General features: G+C 62.6%; 5 protein-coding genes. 4 read left to right on the forward strand and 1 reads right to left on the reverse strand.

From position 1 onward, the window contains the following. Positions 1 to 24 precede the first annotated feature (24 nt). The 4 genes from FJQ89_RS27270 to FJQ89_RS27285 all read left to right on the forward strand — a co-directional run bounded on the left by FJQ89_RS27270 (position 25) and on the right by FJQ89_RS27285 (position 14562). Complete coding sequence (locus FJQ89_RS27270) at positions 25 to 9345, forward strand: YDG domain-containing protein (RefSeq protein ID WP_141173021.1); 9321 nt, start codon at positions 25 to 27, stop codon at positions 9343 to 9345. Between the two features lie 154 nt (positions 9346 to 9499). Beyond that, on the forward strand, positions 9500 to 10342 hold the full coding sequence (locus FJQ89_RS27275; protein ID WP_141172453.1) for a sulfotransferase family protein: 843 nt from the start codon (positions 9500 to 9502) through the stop codon (positions 10340 to 10342). Between the two features lie 290 nt (positions 10343 to 10632). After that, positions 10633 to 12102 (forward strand): glycoside hydrolase family 19 protein, encoded by a 1470-nt coding sequence (locus FJQ89_RS27280; protein ID WP_243136307.1) that lies wholly within the window; start codon positions 10633 to 10635, stop codon positions 12100 to 12102. Positions 12103 to 12204: 102 nt separating this feature from the next. Continuing rightward, positions 12205 to 14562: a chitinase C-terminal domain-containing protein gene (locus FJQ89_RS27285; protein WP_141172454.1), complete on the forward strand. Its 2358-nt coding sequence runs from the start codon at positions 12205 to 12207 to the stop codon at positions 14560 to 14562. An 81-nt stretch (positions 14563 to 14643) separates the two neighbouring features. Here FJQ89_RS27285 and FJQ89_RS27290 read toward each other — a convergent pair whose 3' ends face one another. After that, the gene (locus FJQ89_RS27290; RefSeq protein ID WP_141172455.1) at positions 14644 to 15912 is read right to left on the reverse strand and encodes a maltoporin; all 1269 of its coding nucleotides are present in this window, start codon (positions 15910 to 15912) and stop codon (positions 14644 to 14646) included. Positions 15913 to 16146 lie beyond the last annotated feature (234 nt).

The raw sequence follows: 16146 nt of genomic DNA on the forward strand, positions 1-16146 counted from the left end.
AAGCTAAAAAATCAGGACACCGCCATGAACCGCATCTACCGCTCCATCTGGAACCAGGCCACGGGCGCTTACGCCGCCGTTTCCGAAAACGTCAAATCCGCCGGCAAGCGCTCGATGCCAGGATGCAGCGGCGGCGGCGCGCATTTCGCCTTGACCAGCATGGCGGCGGCGCTGATGTTGGGCTATGGCAGTTTGGCGCTGGCGGGGCCGGCGGGTGGCACGGTGGTGGCGGGCCAGGCAACGATCAACGGCGCGCCGGGTGCGACGGTGATCAAGCAGGGCAGCCAGAACGCCGTCATCAACTGGGCCAGTTTCAATGTCGGCAAGGGCGAGTCGGTGCAATTCCAGCAGCCGAACAGCAATGCGGTAGCCCTGAACCGCGTGCTGGGCAGCGATGGCACGATCATCCTTGGCAACTTGTCGGCCAACGGCAAGGTGTTTATCGTCAACCCGAACGGCGTGCTGTTCGGCCAGGGCGCATCCGTGAACACGGCCGGCCTGGTGGCGTCCACGCTGGATATCAACAACGCCGACTTCATGGCCGGCAAGTACCAATTTAGCGGCAATGGCACGGGCAAGGTCCTGAACCAGGGCTCGATCAGCGCACCGGGCGGCTATGTGGCCTTGCTGGGCGCCAACGTGTCGAACGAGGGCACGATCCAGGCACGCCTGGGTTCGGTGGCCCTGGCGGCGGGCCGCGCCATCACGCTGGACGTGGCGGGCGACGGCTTGCTCAATGTCGCTGTCAACGCGGGCGCCGTGGGCGCCTTGGTCAACAATGGCGGCATGATCCGGGCGGACGGCGGCAGCGTGGTCTTGACGGCGCAGGCGGCCGGTGACTTGCTGAAAACCGTCGTCAACAACACGGGCGTGATCGAGGCGCAGACGATAGACACGCGCGGCGGCACGATCAAGTTGCTGGGCGACATGCAAAGCGGCACGGTCAACGCGGGTGGCACGCTGGACGCCAGCGCGCCCCTGACGGGCAATGGCGGCTTTGTCGATACCTCGGCCGCGCACGTCAAGATCGATGATGCGCTGAAGGTGACGACGGCGTCGGCCAAGGGGATGTCAGGCACCTGGCTGATCGATCCCACGGACTTCAATATTGCCGTCTCCGGCGGCGACATGACGGGCACCTTTCTGAGCAACTCATTGAAATCGGGCAATGTGCAGATCCAGAGCGTATCGGGTGCTGGCGGTACGCAAGGCAATATCAACGTCAACGATAACGTCAATTGGTCGGCCAACAAGCTGACCCTGACGGCGCAGAACAATATCAACATCAACAAGGCCATGCGCGGCTCGGGCACGGCCAGCCTGGCGCTGGAATACGGCCAGAGTGGGGTCGCCGCCGGCAATCTGGCCACCTACAACGTCAAGGCGGAAGTGGATTTGCCATCGGGCAATAATTTCAGTACCAAGCTGGGCAGCGATGGCGGCGTGACCGTGTATCAGGTCATTAACAGTTTGGGCGCCTTCAACAGCACTACCGGCAACGACGTGCAGGGCCTGGAGGGCAATTTGTCCGGCAACTATGTGCTGGGCAGCAATATTGACGCGCGCGCCACGGGCAGCTGGGAGAGTGGCAAGGGATTTATGCCTATCGGCAATGATACGACACCATTCACGGGCACGCTCGATGGCCTGGGCCATGAAATCATCGGGTTGACGATCAACCGTCCGGAAATGGCCATCGGTATGTTCGGCAATATCGGCACGGGCGGGGCGGTGCGCAACATGGGCTTGGGCAACGTCAGCGTTGCAGGGTCGGTAGCTGCCTATGCCAGTAGTAGCTACGCCGGCATCGGTGCGCTGGCCGCCGTTAATAATGGCAAGATCGATAACGTTTATAGCAGCGGCGCCGTGCATGGTTCTGGCTATATCAACATGGGCGCGCTGGTGGGCACCAATGCGGGCACGATCAGCAACAGCCGCGCGGCAGGCACGGTCGTTGCCGGTGGTTTTGGCGCGGCAGGCGGCTTGGTGGGCGAGAATGCGGCGGGCGGCTTCATCAAGAACAGTTCCAGCGCCGTGGCTGCCACATCCACCAATTATTTCGCTGGCGGCCTTGCCGTCTACAACCGCGGCACGATCAGCGACAGCTATGCCACGGGCGCCGTCAGCGTTGGCGGCACGGGCGGTAGCTATGGCGGCGGCTTGGCGGCCATTAACACGGGCGAAGGCACGGTCACGAACAGCTATGCGACGGGCAATGTCACGGGAGCTTCCGGCCTGGGTGGCTTGCTGGGGCGGATAGAAAGCGGCGCGGTAACGAACAGCTATGCCACCGGCAATGTGACCGGGACGAATAATCTCGGCGGCCTGGTTGGCGTGTCCGCCGGTCCGATAAGCAACAGCTATGCCACCGGCAATGTGACGGGCAACTCCACCGTGGGCGGCGTGGTGGGCTACAACATTGGTGTTGCCCTCACCAATGCATATTATTCGGGCAAGCTCACGACGACCGGCATTAATAACGGCGCTATTGTTGGCGATCACAATGGTGGTTCCATTGTCAATGCCTACTTCAACAGCACGCTGAATCCGGCGGCAACTGCCGTTGGCCATGTAGGCAATGGTGCAACCACCGTTGCCCAAGGCCTGACCAGCGCGCAGATGTTGCAAGGTAGTAATTTCGCAGGTTTCAATTTCACCACCACGGCCGGCGCGGCGGGTAACAACTGGGTGATCGTCAGCGGCGATGGTTCGCTCAATGGCGCCAGCGCTGGCACGCGCCCCATGCTGGCGTCGGAATGGTCGAACACCATCAATTCCACGCACCAGCTGCAATTGATGGCGATGAGCAAGGCCGCCAGTTACACGCTGGGCAGCAGCTTCAGCGCAGCCAGCACGGCCGCGAACGGCAATGACGTGTGGGGCAGTACGGGCTTCATCCCGGTCGGCACGGCCGGGTCGGCCTTCACGGGTAGCCTCGACGGCACCGGGCATATTGTTTCCAACCTCAATATTATCAAGTCGGGCGTGGCGGGCGTGGGCTTGTTTGGCGTCGTCGGCAGCGGCGGCGTGATCGCCAATGTGGGCTTGTCTGGTGGCACGATCAGCGGCGGCGACAATACGGGCGCCCTGGTCGGCACGAATGGCGGCAGCGTCAGCGGCAGCTTTGCCACCAGCGCCGTCACGGGCGCCAACAATGTCGGCGGCCTGGTGGGCAGCAACACTGGAACGGGCACCATCAAGGATAGCTATGCCAGCGGCGCGGTGACTGGCAGCAGCGGCGCGGGCGGCTTGGTGGGCAGCAACAGCGGCACGCTCGACACCAGCTATGCGAATGGCAGCGTGAGCGGCGCCGGCGGCGGCCTGGTCGGCACGGGCGCGGGCAGCGTCACGGGCAGTTACTGGGATAGCACTGCCAGTGGCAAGGCAACGAGCGCGGGCGGCACGGAGCTGACCACGAGCGGGCTCAAGACGCTGTCGAACTACACGGGCGCAGGCTGGGAACTGGGCCAGATGTGGGTCGCCTACGATGGCCAGAGCGCGCCTTTCCTGCGCTCGTTCATGAAGCAGATCGCCGTGCGCGTTTCTTACGACAGCAAGGTGTATGACGGCGTGGCCTACGCTGGCGGCAGCAATAGCGTCACATATTCGAACACGGTGGCAGGCGCCGATCTGCTCGGTACGCTCGCCTATGCAGGCAATGCCACAGGTGCCGTGAATGCGGGCACGTACGGGGTGTCGGCCAGCGGCCTGTATGCCACGGGCGGGCAGTCCGGCTATGCGATCAGCTATATCGATGGCGGCCTGGTGATCACGCCGAAAGCGTTGACGGTGACGGGCGCGACGGCGGCGGACAAGACCTATGACGGCAGCGCCACGGCGGCCATCACGGGCGGCGCGCTGAACGGCCTGGTGGGCGGCGAAACGCTGGTCTTGAACAGCGTCAGCGGCGTCTTCAATAGCCAGAATGCGGGCAATGGCAAGGCTGTCACGGTCACTGGCGCCAGCCTGGGCAACGGTTCGGGGCTGGCCAGCAACTACACGGTCGGCAGTTCGTCGGCGGGAACGGCGAATATCACGCCGAAAGCGCTGACGGTGACGGGCGCGACGGCGGCTGACAAGACCTATGACGGCAACGCCACGGCGGCCATCACGGGCGGCGCGCTGCACGGCCTGGTCAGTGGCGAAACGCTGGTCTTGAACAGCGCCAGCGGCGTCTTCAATAACCAGAACGCGGGCAATGGCAAGGCCGTCACGGTCACGGGCGCCAGCCTGGGCAACGACTCGGGGCTGGCCAGCAACTACACGGTTGCCCAGTCGTCGGCGGGAACGGCGAATATCACGCCGAAAGCGCTGACGGTGACGGGCGCGACGGCGGCGGACAAGACCTATGACGGCAATGCCACGGCGGCCCTCACGGGCGGCGCGCTGAATGGCCTGGTGGGCGGGGAAACGCTGGTATTGAATAGCGCCAGCGGCGTGTTCAATAACCAGAACGCGGGTAACGCCAAGGCCGTCACGCTCACGGGCGCCAGCCTGGGCGACGGCACGGGCCTGGCCAGCAACTATACGGTTGCCCAGTCGTCGGCGGGAACGGCGAATATCACGCCGAAAGCGCTGACGGTGACGGGCGCGACGGCGGCGGACAAGACCTATGACGGCAGCGCCACGGCGGCCATCACGGGCGGCGCCCTGGACGGCCTGGTCAGTGGAGAAACGCTGGTCTTGAACAGCGCCAGCGGCGTGTTCAATAACCAGAACGCGGGCAATGGCAAGGCCGTCACGGTCACGGGCGCCAGCCTGGGCGACGACTCGGGGCTGGCCAGCAACTACACAGTTGCCCAGTCGTCGGCGGGAACGGCGAATATCACGCCGAAAGCGCTGACGGTGACGGGCGCGACAGCGGCGGACAAGACCTATGACGGCAACGCCACGGCGGCCCTCACGGGCGGCGCGCTGAACGGCCTGGTGGGCGGGGAAACGCTGGTATTGAATAGCGCCAGCGGCGTCTTCAATAACCAGAACGCGGGCAATGGCAAGGCCGTTACCGTCACTGGCGCCAGCCTGGGCAACGGCTCGGGGCTGGCCAGCAACTACACGGTTGCCCAGTCGTCGGCGGGAACGGCGAATATCACGCCGAAAGCGCTGACGGTGACGGGCGCGACGGCGGCGGACAAGACCTATGACGGCAGCGCCACGGCGGCCATCACGGGCGGCGCCCTGGATGGCCTGGTCAGTGGCGAAACGCTGGTCTTGAACAGCGCCAGCGGCGTGTTCAATAACCAGAATGCGGGCAATGGCAAGGCCGTCACGCTCACGGGCGCCAGCCTGGGCGACGGCACGGGGCTGGCCAGCAACTATACGGTTGCCCAGTCGTCGGCGGGAACGGCGAATATCACGCCGAAAGCGCTGACGGTGACGGGCGCGACGGCGGCGGACAAGACCTATGACGGCAATGCCACGGCGGCCATCACGGGCGGCGCGCTGCACGGCCTGGTGGGCGGGGAAACGCTGGTCTTGAACAGCGCCAGCGGTGTGTTCAATAACCAGAACGCGGGCAACGCCAAGGCCGTTACCGTCACGGGCGCCAGCCTGGGCGACGGCACGGGCCTGGCCAGCAACTATACGGTTGCCCAGTCGTCGGCGGGAACGGCGAATATCACGCCGAAAGCGCTGACGGTGACGGGCGCGACGGCGGCGGACAAGACCTATGACGGCAACGCCACGGCGGCCCTCACGGGCGGCGCCCTGGACGGCCTGGTCAGCGGAGAAACGCTGGTCTTGAACAGCGCCAGCGGCGTGTTCAATAACCAGAACGCGGGCAATGGCAAGGCCGTCACGGTCACGGGCGCCAGCCTGGGCGACGGCACGGGCCTGGCCAGCAACTACACGGTTGCCCAGTCATCGGCGGGAACGGCGAATATCACGCCGAAAGCGCTGACGGTGACGGACGTGACGGCGTCGAGCCGGGTTTACGACGGTACGCAGCAGGCATCGCTGTCGGGTGGCGTATTGAGTGGCCTGGTCGGTTTGGAAACGCTGAACCTGGATCTGTCGAACCAGGCTGGAACTTTCAGCGACAAGAACGTAGGCGCCGGAAAAGTAGTCACCGTGACGGGCGCGACGGTCGCGGATGGTACTGGCCTGGCCAGCAACTATGCTTTCAGTAACGCTACCGGGGTGACGGCCAATATCTCCAAGGCTACCATCAGTAGCGTGTCGAATGTGGGTGTCAACAACAAGACTTACGATGGCTCGATGACGGCCACCTTGAGCGGTACGGCTATATTCAATGGCAAGGCGGGCGCGGATAATCTGACGGTGTCGAGCGGCAATGGCAGTTTTGTTGACAAGAACGCCGGTGCCGGTAAAACGGTAAACGTCAGCAACATCACCCTGGGTGGCGCGGACGCCGGCAACTACCTCCTGGACAGCACGACTTCCAGTGGCGTGGCCGATATCGCCAAGGCAACGATCAGCAGCGTGTCGAACGTGGGCGTGGACAACAAGACCTATGATGGCTTGAGAACAGCCACCTTGAAGGGAACTGCAAGCTTTGATGGCATTATTGGCAACGACAGCTTGAGTGTCGCAGGCTCTGGCTTGTTCAGCGACAAAAATGCGGGCACGGCCAAGGTTGTCACGGTTAGCGGTATCACGCTGGCTGGTGCGGACGCTGGCAACTACATTCTCGGTAGCAATGCTTCCAGTGGCACGGCCGATATCACGCCGAAAGCCCTGACGGTGGCGGGCCAGGTGGCGGGCAACAAGGTCTACGACGGCAATGCGGTAGCGCAACTGTCTGGCGGCAGCCTGGTCGGCCTGGTGGGCGGCGAAACCCTGGGCTTCTCCGGCCAGACGGCGGCCTTCAGCGACAAGAACGCGGCCAGCGCGAAAACCGTGACGGTCAGCGGTACCACTTTGCTCGACGGGTCGGGTGCGGCCAGCAACTATACGGTGGTCAACCCGACCGGCTTGACGGCCAGCATCACGCCGAAAGCCCTGACGGTGGCGGGCCAGGTGGCGGGCAACAAGGTCTACGACGGCAATGCCGTGGCGCAATTGCTTGGTGGCAGTCTGGTCGGCCTGGTGGGCGACGAAACCCTGGTCATCGCCGGCCAGACGGCGGCCTTCAGCGACAAGAACGCGGCCAGCGCGAAAACCGTGACGGTCAGCGGCACCACCTTGCTCGACGGGTCGGGTGCGGCCAGCAACTATACGGTAGTCAACCCGACCGGCTTGACGGCCAGCATCACGCCGAAAGCCCTGACGGTGGCGGGCCAGTTCGCGGGCAACAAGGTCTACGACGGCAATGCCGTGGCGCAATTGCTTGGTGGCAGTCTGGTCGGCCTGGTGGGCGATGAAACCCTGGTCATCGCCGGCCAGACGGCGGCCTTCAGCGACAAGAATGCGGCGAACGCGAAAACCGTGACGGTCAGCGGTACCACCTTGCTCGACGGGTCGGGTGCGGCCAGCAACTATACGGTGGTCAACCCGACCGGCTTGACGGCCAGCATCACGCCGAAAGCCCTGACGGTGGCGGGCCAGGTGGCGGGCAACAAGGTCTACGATGGCAATGCGGTAGCGCAACTGTCTGGCGGCAGTCTGGTCGGCCTGGTGGGCGACGAAACCCTGGTCATCGCCGGCCAGACGGCGGCCTTCAGCGACAAGAACGCGGCCAGCGCGAAAACCGTGACGGTCAGCGGCACCACCTTGCTCGACGGGTCGGGTGCGGCCAGCAACTATACGGTGGTCAACCCGACCGGCTTGACGGCCAGCATCACGCCGAAAGCCCTGACGGTGGCGGGCCAGGTGGCGGGCAACAAGGTCTACGACGGCAATGCCGTGGCGCAATTGCTTGGTGGCAGTCTGGTCGGCCTGGTGGGCGACGAAACCCTGGTCATCGCCGGCCAGACGGCGGCCTTCAGCGACAAGAATGCGGCCAGCGCGAAAACCGTGACGGTCAGCGGCACCACCTTGCTCGACGGTTCCGGTTCAGCCAGCAATTATTCGGTCAGCAACCCGACCGGCTTGACGGCCAGCATCACGCCGAAAGCCCTGACGGTGGCGGGCCAGATCGCTGGCAACAAGGTCTACGATGGCAATACCGTGGCGCAGCTGATCGGTGGCAGCCTGGTCGGCCTGGTGGGCGATGAAACCCTGGCCATCGCCGGCCAGACGGCGGCCTTCAGCGACAAGAATGCGGCCAGCGCGAAAACCGTGACAGTCAGCGGCACGACCTTGCTCGACGGGTCGGGTGCGGCCAGCAACTATACGGTGGTCAACCCGACCGGCTTGACGGCGAGCATCACGCCGGCGTCCATCAGTGCCATTTCCGGTATCGTGGCAGCGAACAAGGTGTATGACGGTGGCACGGCGGCCAGCCTGAACCTGGCGGGCGCCAGTTTCAATGGCATGCTGGCCGGCGACGCCCTGAGCCTGGGCAGCGGACCCGTTCTTGGCACCTTCAGCGACAAGAATGCGGCGCTGGGCAAGACCGTGGTCATCAGCGGTTTGGGCCTGGCCGGTGCCGATGCGGGCAACTATGTACTGGCCAGCAGCCTGGCCAGTACCACGGCCACGATTACGCCAGCCGCCTTGACGGTCAGCGCCATCGGCGTCAACAAGGTGTATGACGCCAGCACGACTGCCGCCGTCTCCTTGCGCGACAACCGCATCGGTAATGACCAGCTGAGTATTGCCAGCAATGGCGCCAGTTTCAGCGACAAGAATGCGGGCGTGGGCAAGACGGTGACGGTGGCAGGCATAAGCCTGAGCGGCACGGATGCGGGCAATTACGTGGTCAACTCCAGTGCCAGCACCACGGCCACGATCTCGCAGGCAGCGCTGACGGTCAAAGTCGACAACACTGAAAAAGACCAGGGACGCGTCAACCCCGACTTCAGCGCCGGCTACAGCGGCCTGCTCGGTGGCGACACGCTGGCCGCCGAAGTGAGCGGCAACCTGGTGTTCAGCACGTCGGCAACGACGGCATCCGTGGCCGGCAATTATCTGGTATCGGCATCGGGCCAGGCGTCGAACAATTACGCCTTGAACTATGTGGAGGGCGTGCTGAAGGTCAAGCCGACGGAAGCGCTGCAAAGCGCAGTCGCCAGCGTGATCGCGGCCGTTGCCGTGGCGCCTTCGCAGGGCAATATGGTGCAGGCCGACATGATCGTCAGTGGCGAGACGGCACCAGGCAAGCCTGCCGCCACGCAGGAGGCGCCGCGCGAGGGAGAGAAGGGTAACGCAGGCAGCGCGCCGGTAGTGCAACTGGCCAGCAATGTCGTCAGCAATGTCCTGCCAGGCCTGCGCTTGAGCGTGGTCGATAGCGGCCTGCGCCTGCCGATCGAAGCTGGCGGCAACAAGCGCCAGGAAAACCAGTAAAGCCCGCTGCGTCACCATAGGGTGGCTTCGGAGTGCCGCTTCGTGTTTCGAAGCGGCATTTTTTATGCCGTCGCGTCGTCGCAACAGTTTTATAATGGCTGCACCATCCTTGTTTTCCGTCAGAAGAGCAGTGCTGAACAGAAAGTACCATCGCATGACATCCCATTTCATTGGCGTGGCCGGCTTGCCACGCGCTGGCTCCACCTTGCTGTGCCAGTTACTGGCGCAGCATCCCGACCTGTATTGCGAAGGCAATAGTTCCCCCCTGTGCAATACCTTGTTGGGCATGCGGCGCATGGTCAGCGACGATTCTTTTTTCCTGTCGCAGCTCGATAGCACCTTCGACGCCAGCTATGACCATTTGAAAACGGCCATGCAGGGCTTCCTGCGCGGCTGGTACCAGGATTGCGGCAAGCAGGGCGTGGTGGACAAGAACCGCGCCTGGCTGCATTGCGTGGAGATGCTGCTGCAACTGGCGCCGGAAGCGAAAGTCATCGTCTGCGTGCGCGAACTGGGCCAGGTCTACGGCTCCATCGAAGCGCAGCACCAGCGCACCATTCTTGTCGATTTTATCGATCACCTGGCCGATTTTGACCGCATGGGGCGCGCGGACATGCTGTTTGCCAAGGATCGCACCATAGGCGCGCCCTTGAGCTCCCTGCACGCCGTGCTGGACCTGCCGGTCGAGGTGCAGAAAAAGCTGTATTTCGTGCGTTTCGAAGACTTGATGGCGCGGCCGGTGGAATGCATGTCGCACCTGTATGCGTGGCTGGGTCTGGCGCCATGGCAGATCGATCCGCATAATCTGGCCGTCGGGATACAGGAAAGCGACAGCCATTACCGCATGAAATACACGCACCGCCAGCAGGCGACGATCAGCGTGCCGAAGCTGCATGCGATTCCCCCGCGCATCCAGGCGCAGATCGAAAGCGCGTATGACTGGTTTTATGAACTGTATTATCCGCAACACCAACGCGCGGCAATGCCCTCCGCCTGACAACACGTGCGGCAGTGCTAATACCACTTGCCGCACCGCTGCCGGCGCGGTATTGCCGGCAGCTGGCGCAAATCCTCCTTTTTTCTCTTCCCTCACTCTTCGCCTGGCGCGCCGTAGCCGTACCGCCTGAAGTCACTGGTATTGTAAAAAACACCGTTATATAAAACCACTTGACTACCAATTTTTGGCGTCGCATTCTCTGTGCAGAAAGCCGATGCTTTGCTGCGCTTTCTTTACGTACAACATAAAAAGCTACTTCGATAGTTTGCGTATAACGTTCAGGAGACAATGTGAAAACACGGCAATCAAGCCGGCTGGCTACGCCATTCATGGCTGGCCTGCTGGGCAGCGCGCTGCTCGCTTGCGGCGGCAATTCCACCACCGAACCCCCATCGACCCTGCTGGCCGCCACGGTCACCAGCGACAGTTGCGCGGCCTGGAGTGCCAGCGCCATCTACACGGCAGGGCAGTGCGCCGTGTACGACGGCAAGGTGTACCGGGCCAAATGGTGGGTGCAGGGCACGGCGCCGGGCAACGACCAGTGGGGACCGTGGAGCTTGGATTCCACCACCCCGACACCGACGCCCACACCGACGCCCACACCGACGCCCACCCCGACTCCGACACCGACACCGACACCGACACCGACACCCACACCCACGCCAGGCGTGCCCACCAGAGCCCAGGCCGAGGCGAACGAGGCGGCGCTGACGAACAATGATTTCTTCCGCAAGGTCAAGGCCTCGATCCGCACCCTGGGCAATACGGCCGTCGAAGCCGTGCAGCCTGGTCTGGCCGGCAATCCGCTCAACGTCAAGCGCGTCGAGCGCCTGCTGCCGGCGGCGAAGTGGGATTACTATTTTGCCGCGCGCGACGCCAGCTATACCTACCAGCGCTTCCTGCAAGCCGTGGCCAAGTTCCCCGCCGTGTGCGACGACTACGGCGACGGGCGCAATGCGGACGCCATCTGCCGCCACAGCCTGGCCACCATGTTTGCCCACTTCGGCCAGGAAACGGGCGACCATAACGCCAGCAGCCCCTTGCCGCAATGGCGCCAGGGCTTGAAGTATCTGCGTGAGCTGGGCTGTGACGAGACGGGCGCCGGCTGCGGCTACAACATCGAGTGCGCCGACCCCGTCTTCAACAAGGTCTGGACCTGCGGCACCAATGCCGACGGCAGCTTCAAGAAATACTTTGGCCGCGGCGCCAAGCAGCTGTCGTACAACTACAACTACGGTCCGTTTTCGCAAGCCATGCATGACGGCGATCAAACGGTGCTGCTGAAAAACCCGGACCTGGTGGCATCGACCTGGCTGAACCTGGCCTCGGCCACGTTCTTCTTTGTCTATCCGCAACCGCCGAAACCGTCGATGCTGCATGTGCTGGACGGTACCTGGGTGCCGAACGCGGCCGATACGACAGCCGGTGCGGGCAATAACTTTGCCACCACCATCATGATCATCAATGCCGAGTGCGGGCAGGGCACGGAAAAGCAGGCCGCACAAAACCGCATCGATTACTACAAGCAATTTGCCACCGACATGGGCTGGGATTATTCCGGCGAACAATTGTCGTGCGCCAACATGCAACGTTTCACCCCGGCCAGTTCCGCTTCCTACAACATCTATTGGGAAAAGAACTGGAGCGCGGGCGGCGCGAACCAATGCCAACTGGTCAGCTATCAAACCCCGTACAGCGCCTTGCTGGCCGGGAACTACGTGAAATGCGTGGAAGCCAACTGGAATGTGAAGTTGCAGTAACAGCAAGCGCAGGAAAGCCGGCCAGGGATCACAGTTGACAAGAGCCCCCAGAGGGGCCTGCAACAGCTCTCGATGTACAACCATAACGGAGACCAATACAACATGAAATCGAATGCATTATTGATGGCCTTGCTCAGCGGCGTGCTCGTCGCTTGCGGCGGCGGTGGCCAGGACGGCACGACCGCGCCCCCGAACACCTTGCTCGCGGCCGTGGAAGCGTGCGCCGTCTGGGATGCCGCCACCGTCTACACGGGCGGGCAGTGCGTGCTGTACCAGGGCGTCGGCTACAAGGCCAAGTGGTGGACACAGGGCAATGTCCCCAGCGCCACCGACCAGTGGGGGCCATGGGCCGTGACGGATACACCGACGCCGACGCCGACCCCGACACCGACCCCGACCCCGACCCCGACCCCGACACCGACCCCGACCCCGACCCCGACACCGACACCGACACCGACACCAACGCCGACACCGACACCGACACCCGCGGCTTGCCGACCCGACGGCTTGATCTCGGCCGTGCCAAATGTGCCGTATTGCAAGGTGTACGACGCGAACGGGCGCGAAGTGCTCGGTAATGGCTTGAACCGGCGCATCGTCGGCTATTTCGCCAGCTGGCGCACGGGCGTCGATGGCAGCCCTGCGTATCTGGTGAACAACCTGCCGTGGGACAAGATTACCCACCTGAACTATGCGTTTGCCTCCGTCGACCCGGCCACGTCAAAGATCGCCATCGGCAGCGGCGCGGCCAATCCCGACACGGGCCTCACCTGGCCGAATGTGCCGGCGGCGGCCATGGACCCATCCTTGCCGTACAAGGGCCACTTCAACTTGCTGTCGCAATACAAGAAGAAGTATCCGGGCGTCAAACTGATGATTTCCGTGGGCGGCTGGGCCGGCAGCGGCGGCTTTTACACGGCGACGACGAATGCGGATGGCAGCATCAACACGGCCGGCATCAACACCCTGGCCGATTCCATGGTGGCGTTCGTGCGCCAATACAACTTCTTCGATGGCGTCGATGTCGATTACGAACACCCGACCACCAACAATGAAGCGGGCAATCCGAACGATTTCGCCGTCTCGAAACCGCGCCTGGCGGGCTTGATGACGAGCTATAACGTGCTGCTGAAAGTGCTGCGCCAGAAGCTCGACGAAGCGGCCGTGCAGGACAATAAATACTATCTGCTCACCATTGCCGGCTCCGCCTCGGGCTGGGTCTTGCGTGGCGAAGAAAACATGTCGGGATTGAAATATCTCGATTACGCCAGCCTGATGACCTACGACTTGCATGGCGCGTGGAACCAGTATGTGGGACCGAACGCGGCGCTGTTTGACGATGGCAACGATGGCGAATTGCGTGCCGGCAACGCTTACCAGTACCAGAACATCGGCTACCTGAACACGGACTGGGCGTATCGTTACTACCGGGGCGCCATGCAGGCGGGACGCATCAATATCGGCGTGCCGTTCTACACGCGGGGCTGGAAGGACGTGACGGGCGGCACCAACGGTTTGTGGGGCACGACGGCGCTGACCAATTCCACCGTCACCTGCGCGGGCGTGAAAACCTGCGGCATGGGCGCCACCGGCATCGACAACGTGTGGTACGACCTCGACTCCCAAGGCAAACCCACTCCCGGTGGCGGCAACCCCATCTGGCATGCGCTGAACTTGCAAAACGGTATCGTGCCGAGCTACCTGGACGCGTATAAAGTCACGGACAAGGCGCTGGTGGGCACCTATGTACCGTTCTACAGCAGCACCATGGTGGCGCCGTGGCTGTGGAATGCGACCAAGAAAGTGTTCATTTCCACGGAAACCACGCAGTCGATCGCGGCCAAGGCCCAGTACATCGTCAACAACAATATCGGTGGCGTGATGATCTGGGAAATGGCGGGCGACTATGCCTGGGATGCCACGCGCAATGGCGGCAAGGGCGAGTACTTCATGGGCACCACCCTGACGGACGTGCTGTACCAGGCGTTCCGCACGGCTGGCGTATATGGCAACAAGCGCGCCGAAATCGCCATGCCGGGCACGGCGGCCAACGTCAGCATCACCCTCGGTGGCTGGAAGCTGGGTGACAACAACTTCCCTATCAACCCGGTGATGACGGTGAAGAACAACACGGCGTCGACCTTGCCGGGCGGCACCGTGGTGGAGTTCGACTATCCCGTGTCGGCACCGTCGGACATGAGCGATCAGTCCGGCTTCGGCTTGACGGTGATCAATGCCGGCTACACGGGGCCGAACAATATCGGCGGCTTCACGAAGAACTACAACCGGGCCCGCTTCGCGATTCCTGCCTGGCAATCGCTGGCGCCGGGGGCCTCCGTGGCGCTGACCCTTAACTACCGCCTGCCGATTTCGGGACCGGCCAACTATACGCTCACCGTGGGCGGCACCAAATATGCGCTGACGCAAGAGTACCCGGAATTGCCGGTGGCCTTGCCGTAAGGCGATGATACGGTGGGGTAAACAGAGAAGGGCGGAACCGCGGTTCCGCCCTTTTTAGTTCCTGCCCTTAGTCAGGCTGGCTTAAAACCATGTTTCTACCTGGAAACCGTAGGAAGTGCCGCTGGTATTGTTGTTGTAGATCGGGCCGCCGTTGTTCGACGCATTGACCGACGCGGTGGCCGCATCGTTCCATTTGCCGTAGGTAACAAAAGCGCGCAGTTCAGGACGCGACCACAGGCCAGGACCTGCCGAGATCGTCGGCGCGATGGTCAGCTTGGTCAGGCGCTTGGCCGGCTGGCCACCCGCTTGCGTCACGCGATCCGTGCCCAGTTCGCCCACCAGTTTGAAGTTGTCGGTGAATGCATACACAGGACGCACGCCGACCGAAGTCCAGGTCGAGGAACCTTTGGCGTTCGACTCGTCTTTTTGCCACAGGGCGACGAATTCCATGCCGAAATTGGCCATCGGCTGGATCGCCATGTCATTGAAGATGCGCGTGCGTTTCACGTCCGAACCGAAATTGGTGTCGCCCGAAGCGCCGAACTGCGCGCCATTGCCGGTGCCAGGACCGACGCCGTACTGCACGCCAAAGGTGTTGCCGCCGCCGAACACTTTACCTTGACGGTGGAAGGCCGACAGCTGCCAGCCGTTATTGCGCTTGCCCGTGGCGACATCATCCTTGCCTTCGCCGATGATGTAGGTCGCGGCCAGGTCCAGGGTGCCGTTTTCATTGACGGGAATCTCGCCAAAGATGAAGTTCTGGCGCACCGCCGATTTGGTGTTGACGCCGCCGTTCGGCAACGCGATCTTGATATCGTTGTCCTTGAAGAAGGCATACGAGAATTTACCCGGGCCGGCAGGAATGCGGTCCAGGCCGGCGCCCGTGCCGTTCATGTTGATGTATTGCAGATCCAGCATGTGGATGTCAGGACGGTAGTAGAAGCGTTTACCGATCCAGGCCGTGCCGCCGTTCAGGAAATCGAGTCCCTGCGCTTCGACGTAGGCCTTGACGATGCCCAGCTTGTTGTCGCCGAAATCGGAGTTTGGCGCGTAAGCGTTGACCCAGATGGTGGCCAGGTAGTTCACGCCGCCGGACTTGGCGACGGACTTGGTGTAGCCGAATTCCGTGTAGGCGTCGCACTCATTGCCCAGACGGTATTTCATGGTATTGCCACCCAGGCCGAAGCAGCCTTGCGAACCGCCGTCGCCCGAGGTATTGCTGCCGGCGCCGGCGCGCAGGTAGCCGTGGAAGCCTTCGGCATCACTTGGGTACATGGGGTCGGCAAGGGCGGAGGCGCTGGCGATGGCCAGGATCAGGGCAGGTAAAGTTTTCAATGCAGTGCGATTCATGCGGTCTCCAGAAAAATGTAGGTGGTAGCGCTGGCGCACGGAGGACGGGCAGCGCATACGGTCTAATGCCGAAAACCAAGTCTAGCAGCGCTTTTTTAACCACCCTGATACAAATCGAACAAGTAGCGATACTTTCTTTCAAAGTGTTGTTTTTACTCAATATCGATACTCTGGTGCATAGCGGGTCTGCAAAAGAGTATCGAATTGCGGTTTTGGAGTATCAGAAAGTATCAA

The organism is Janthinobacterium tructae, from assembly GCF_006517255.1.
Classification (GTDB): Bacteria; Pseudomonadota; Gammaproteobacteria; order Burkholderiales; family Burkholderiaceae_D; genus Janthinobacterium; species Janthinobacterium tructae.

Bases quoted from the DNA above. Each gene is read 5' to 3' on its own strand.
- FJQ89_RS27270 (WP_141173021.1), top strand. From the start codon at position 25: ATGAACCGCATCTACCGCTCCATCTGGAACCAGGCCACGGGCGCTTAC.
- FJQ89_RS27285 (WP_141172454.1), top strand. From the start codon at position 12,205: ATGAAATCGAATGCATTATTGATGGCCTTGCTCAGCGGCGTGCTCGTC.
- FJQ89_RS27275 (WP_141172453.1), top strand. From the start codon at position 9,500: ATGACATCCCATTTCATTGGCGTGGCCGGCTTGCCACGCGCTGGCTCC.
- FJQ89_RS27290 (WP_141172455.1), bottom strand. From the start codon at position 15,912: ATGAATCGCACTGCATTGAAAACTTTACCTGCCCTGATCCTGGCCATC.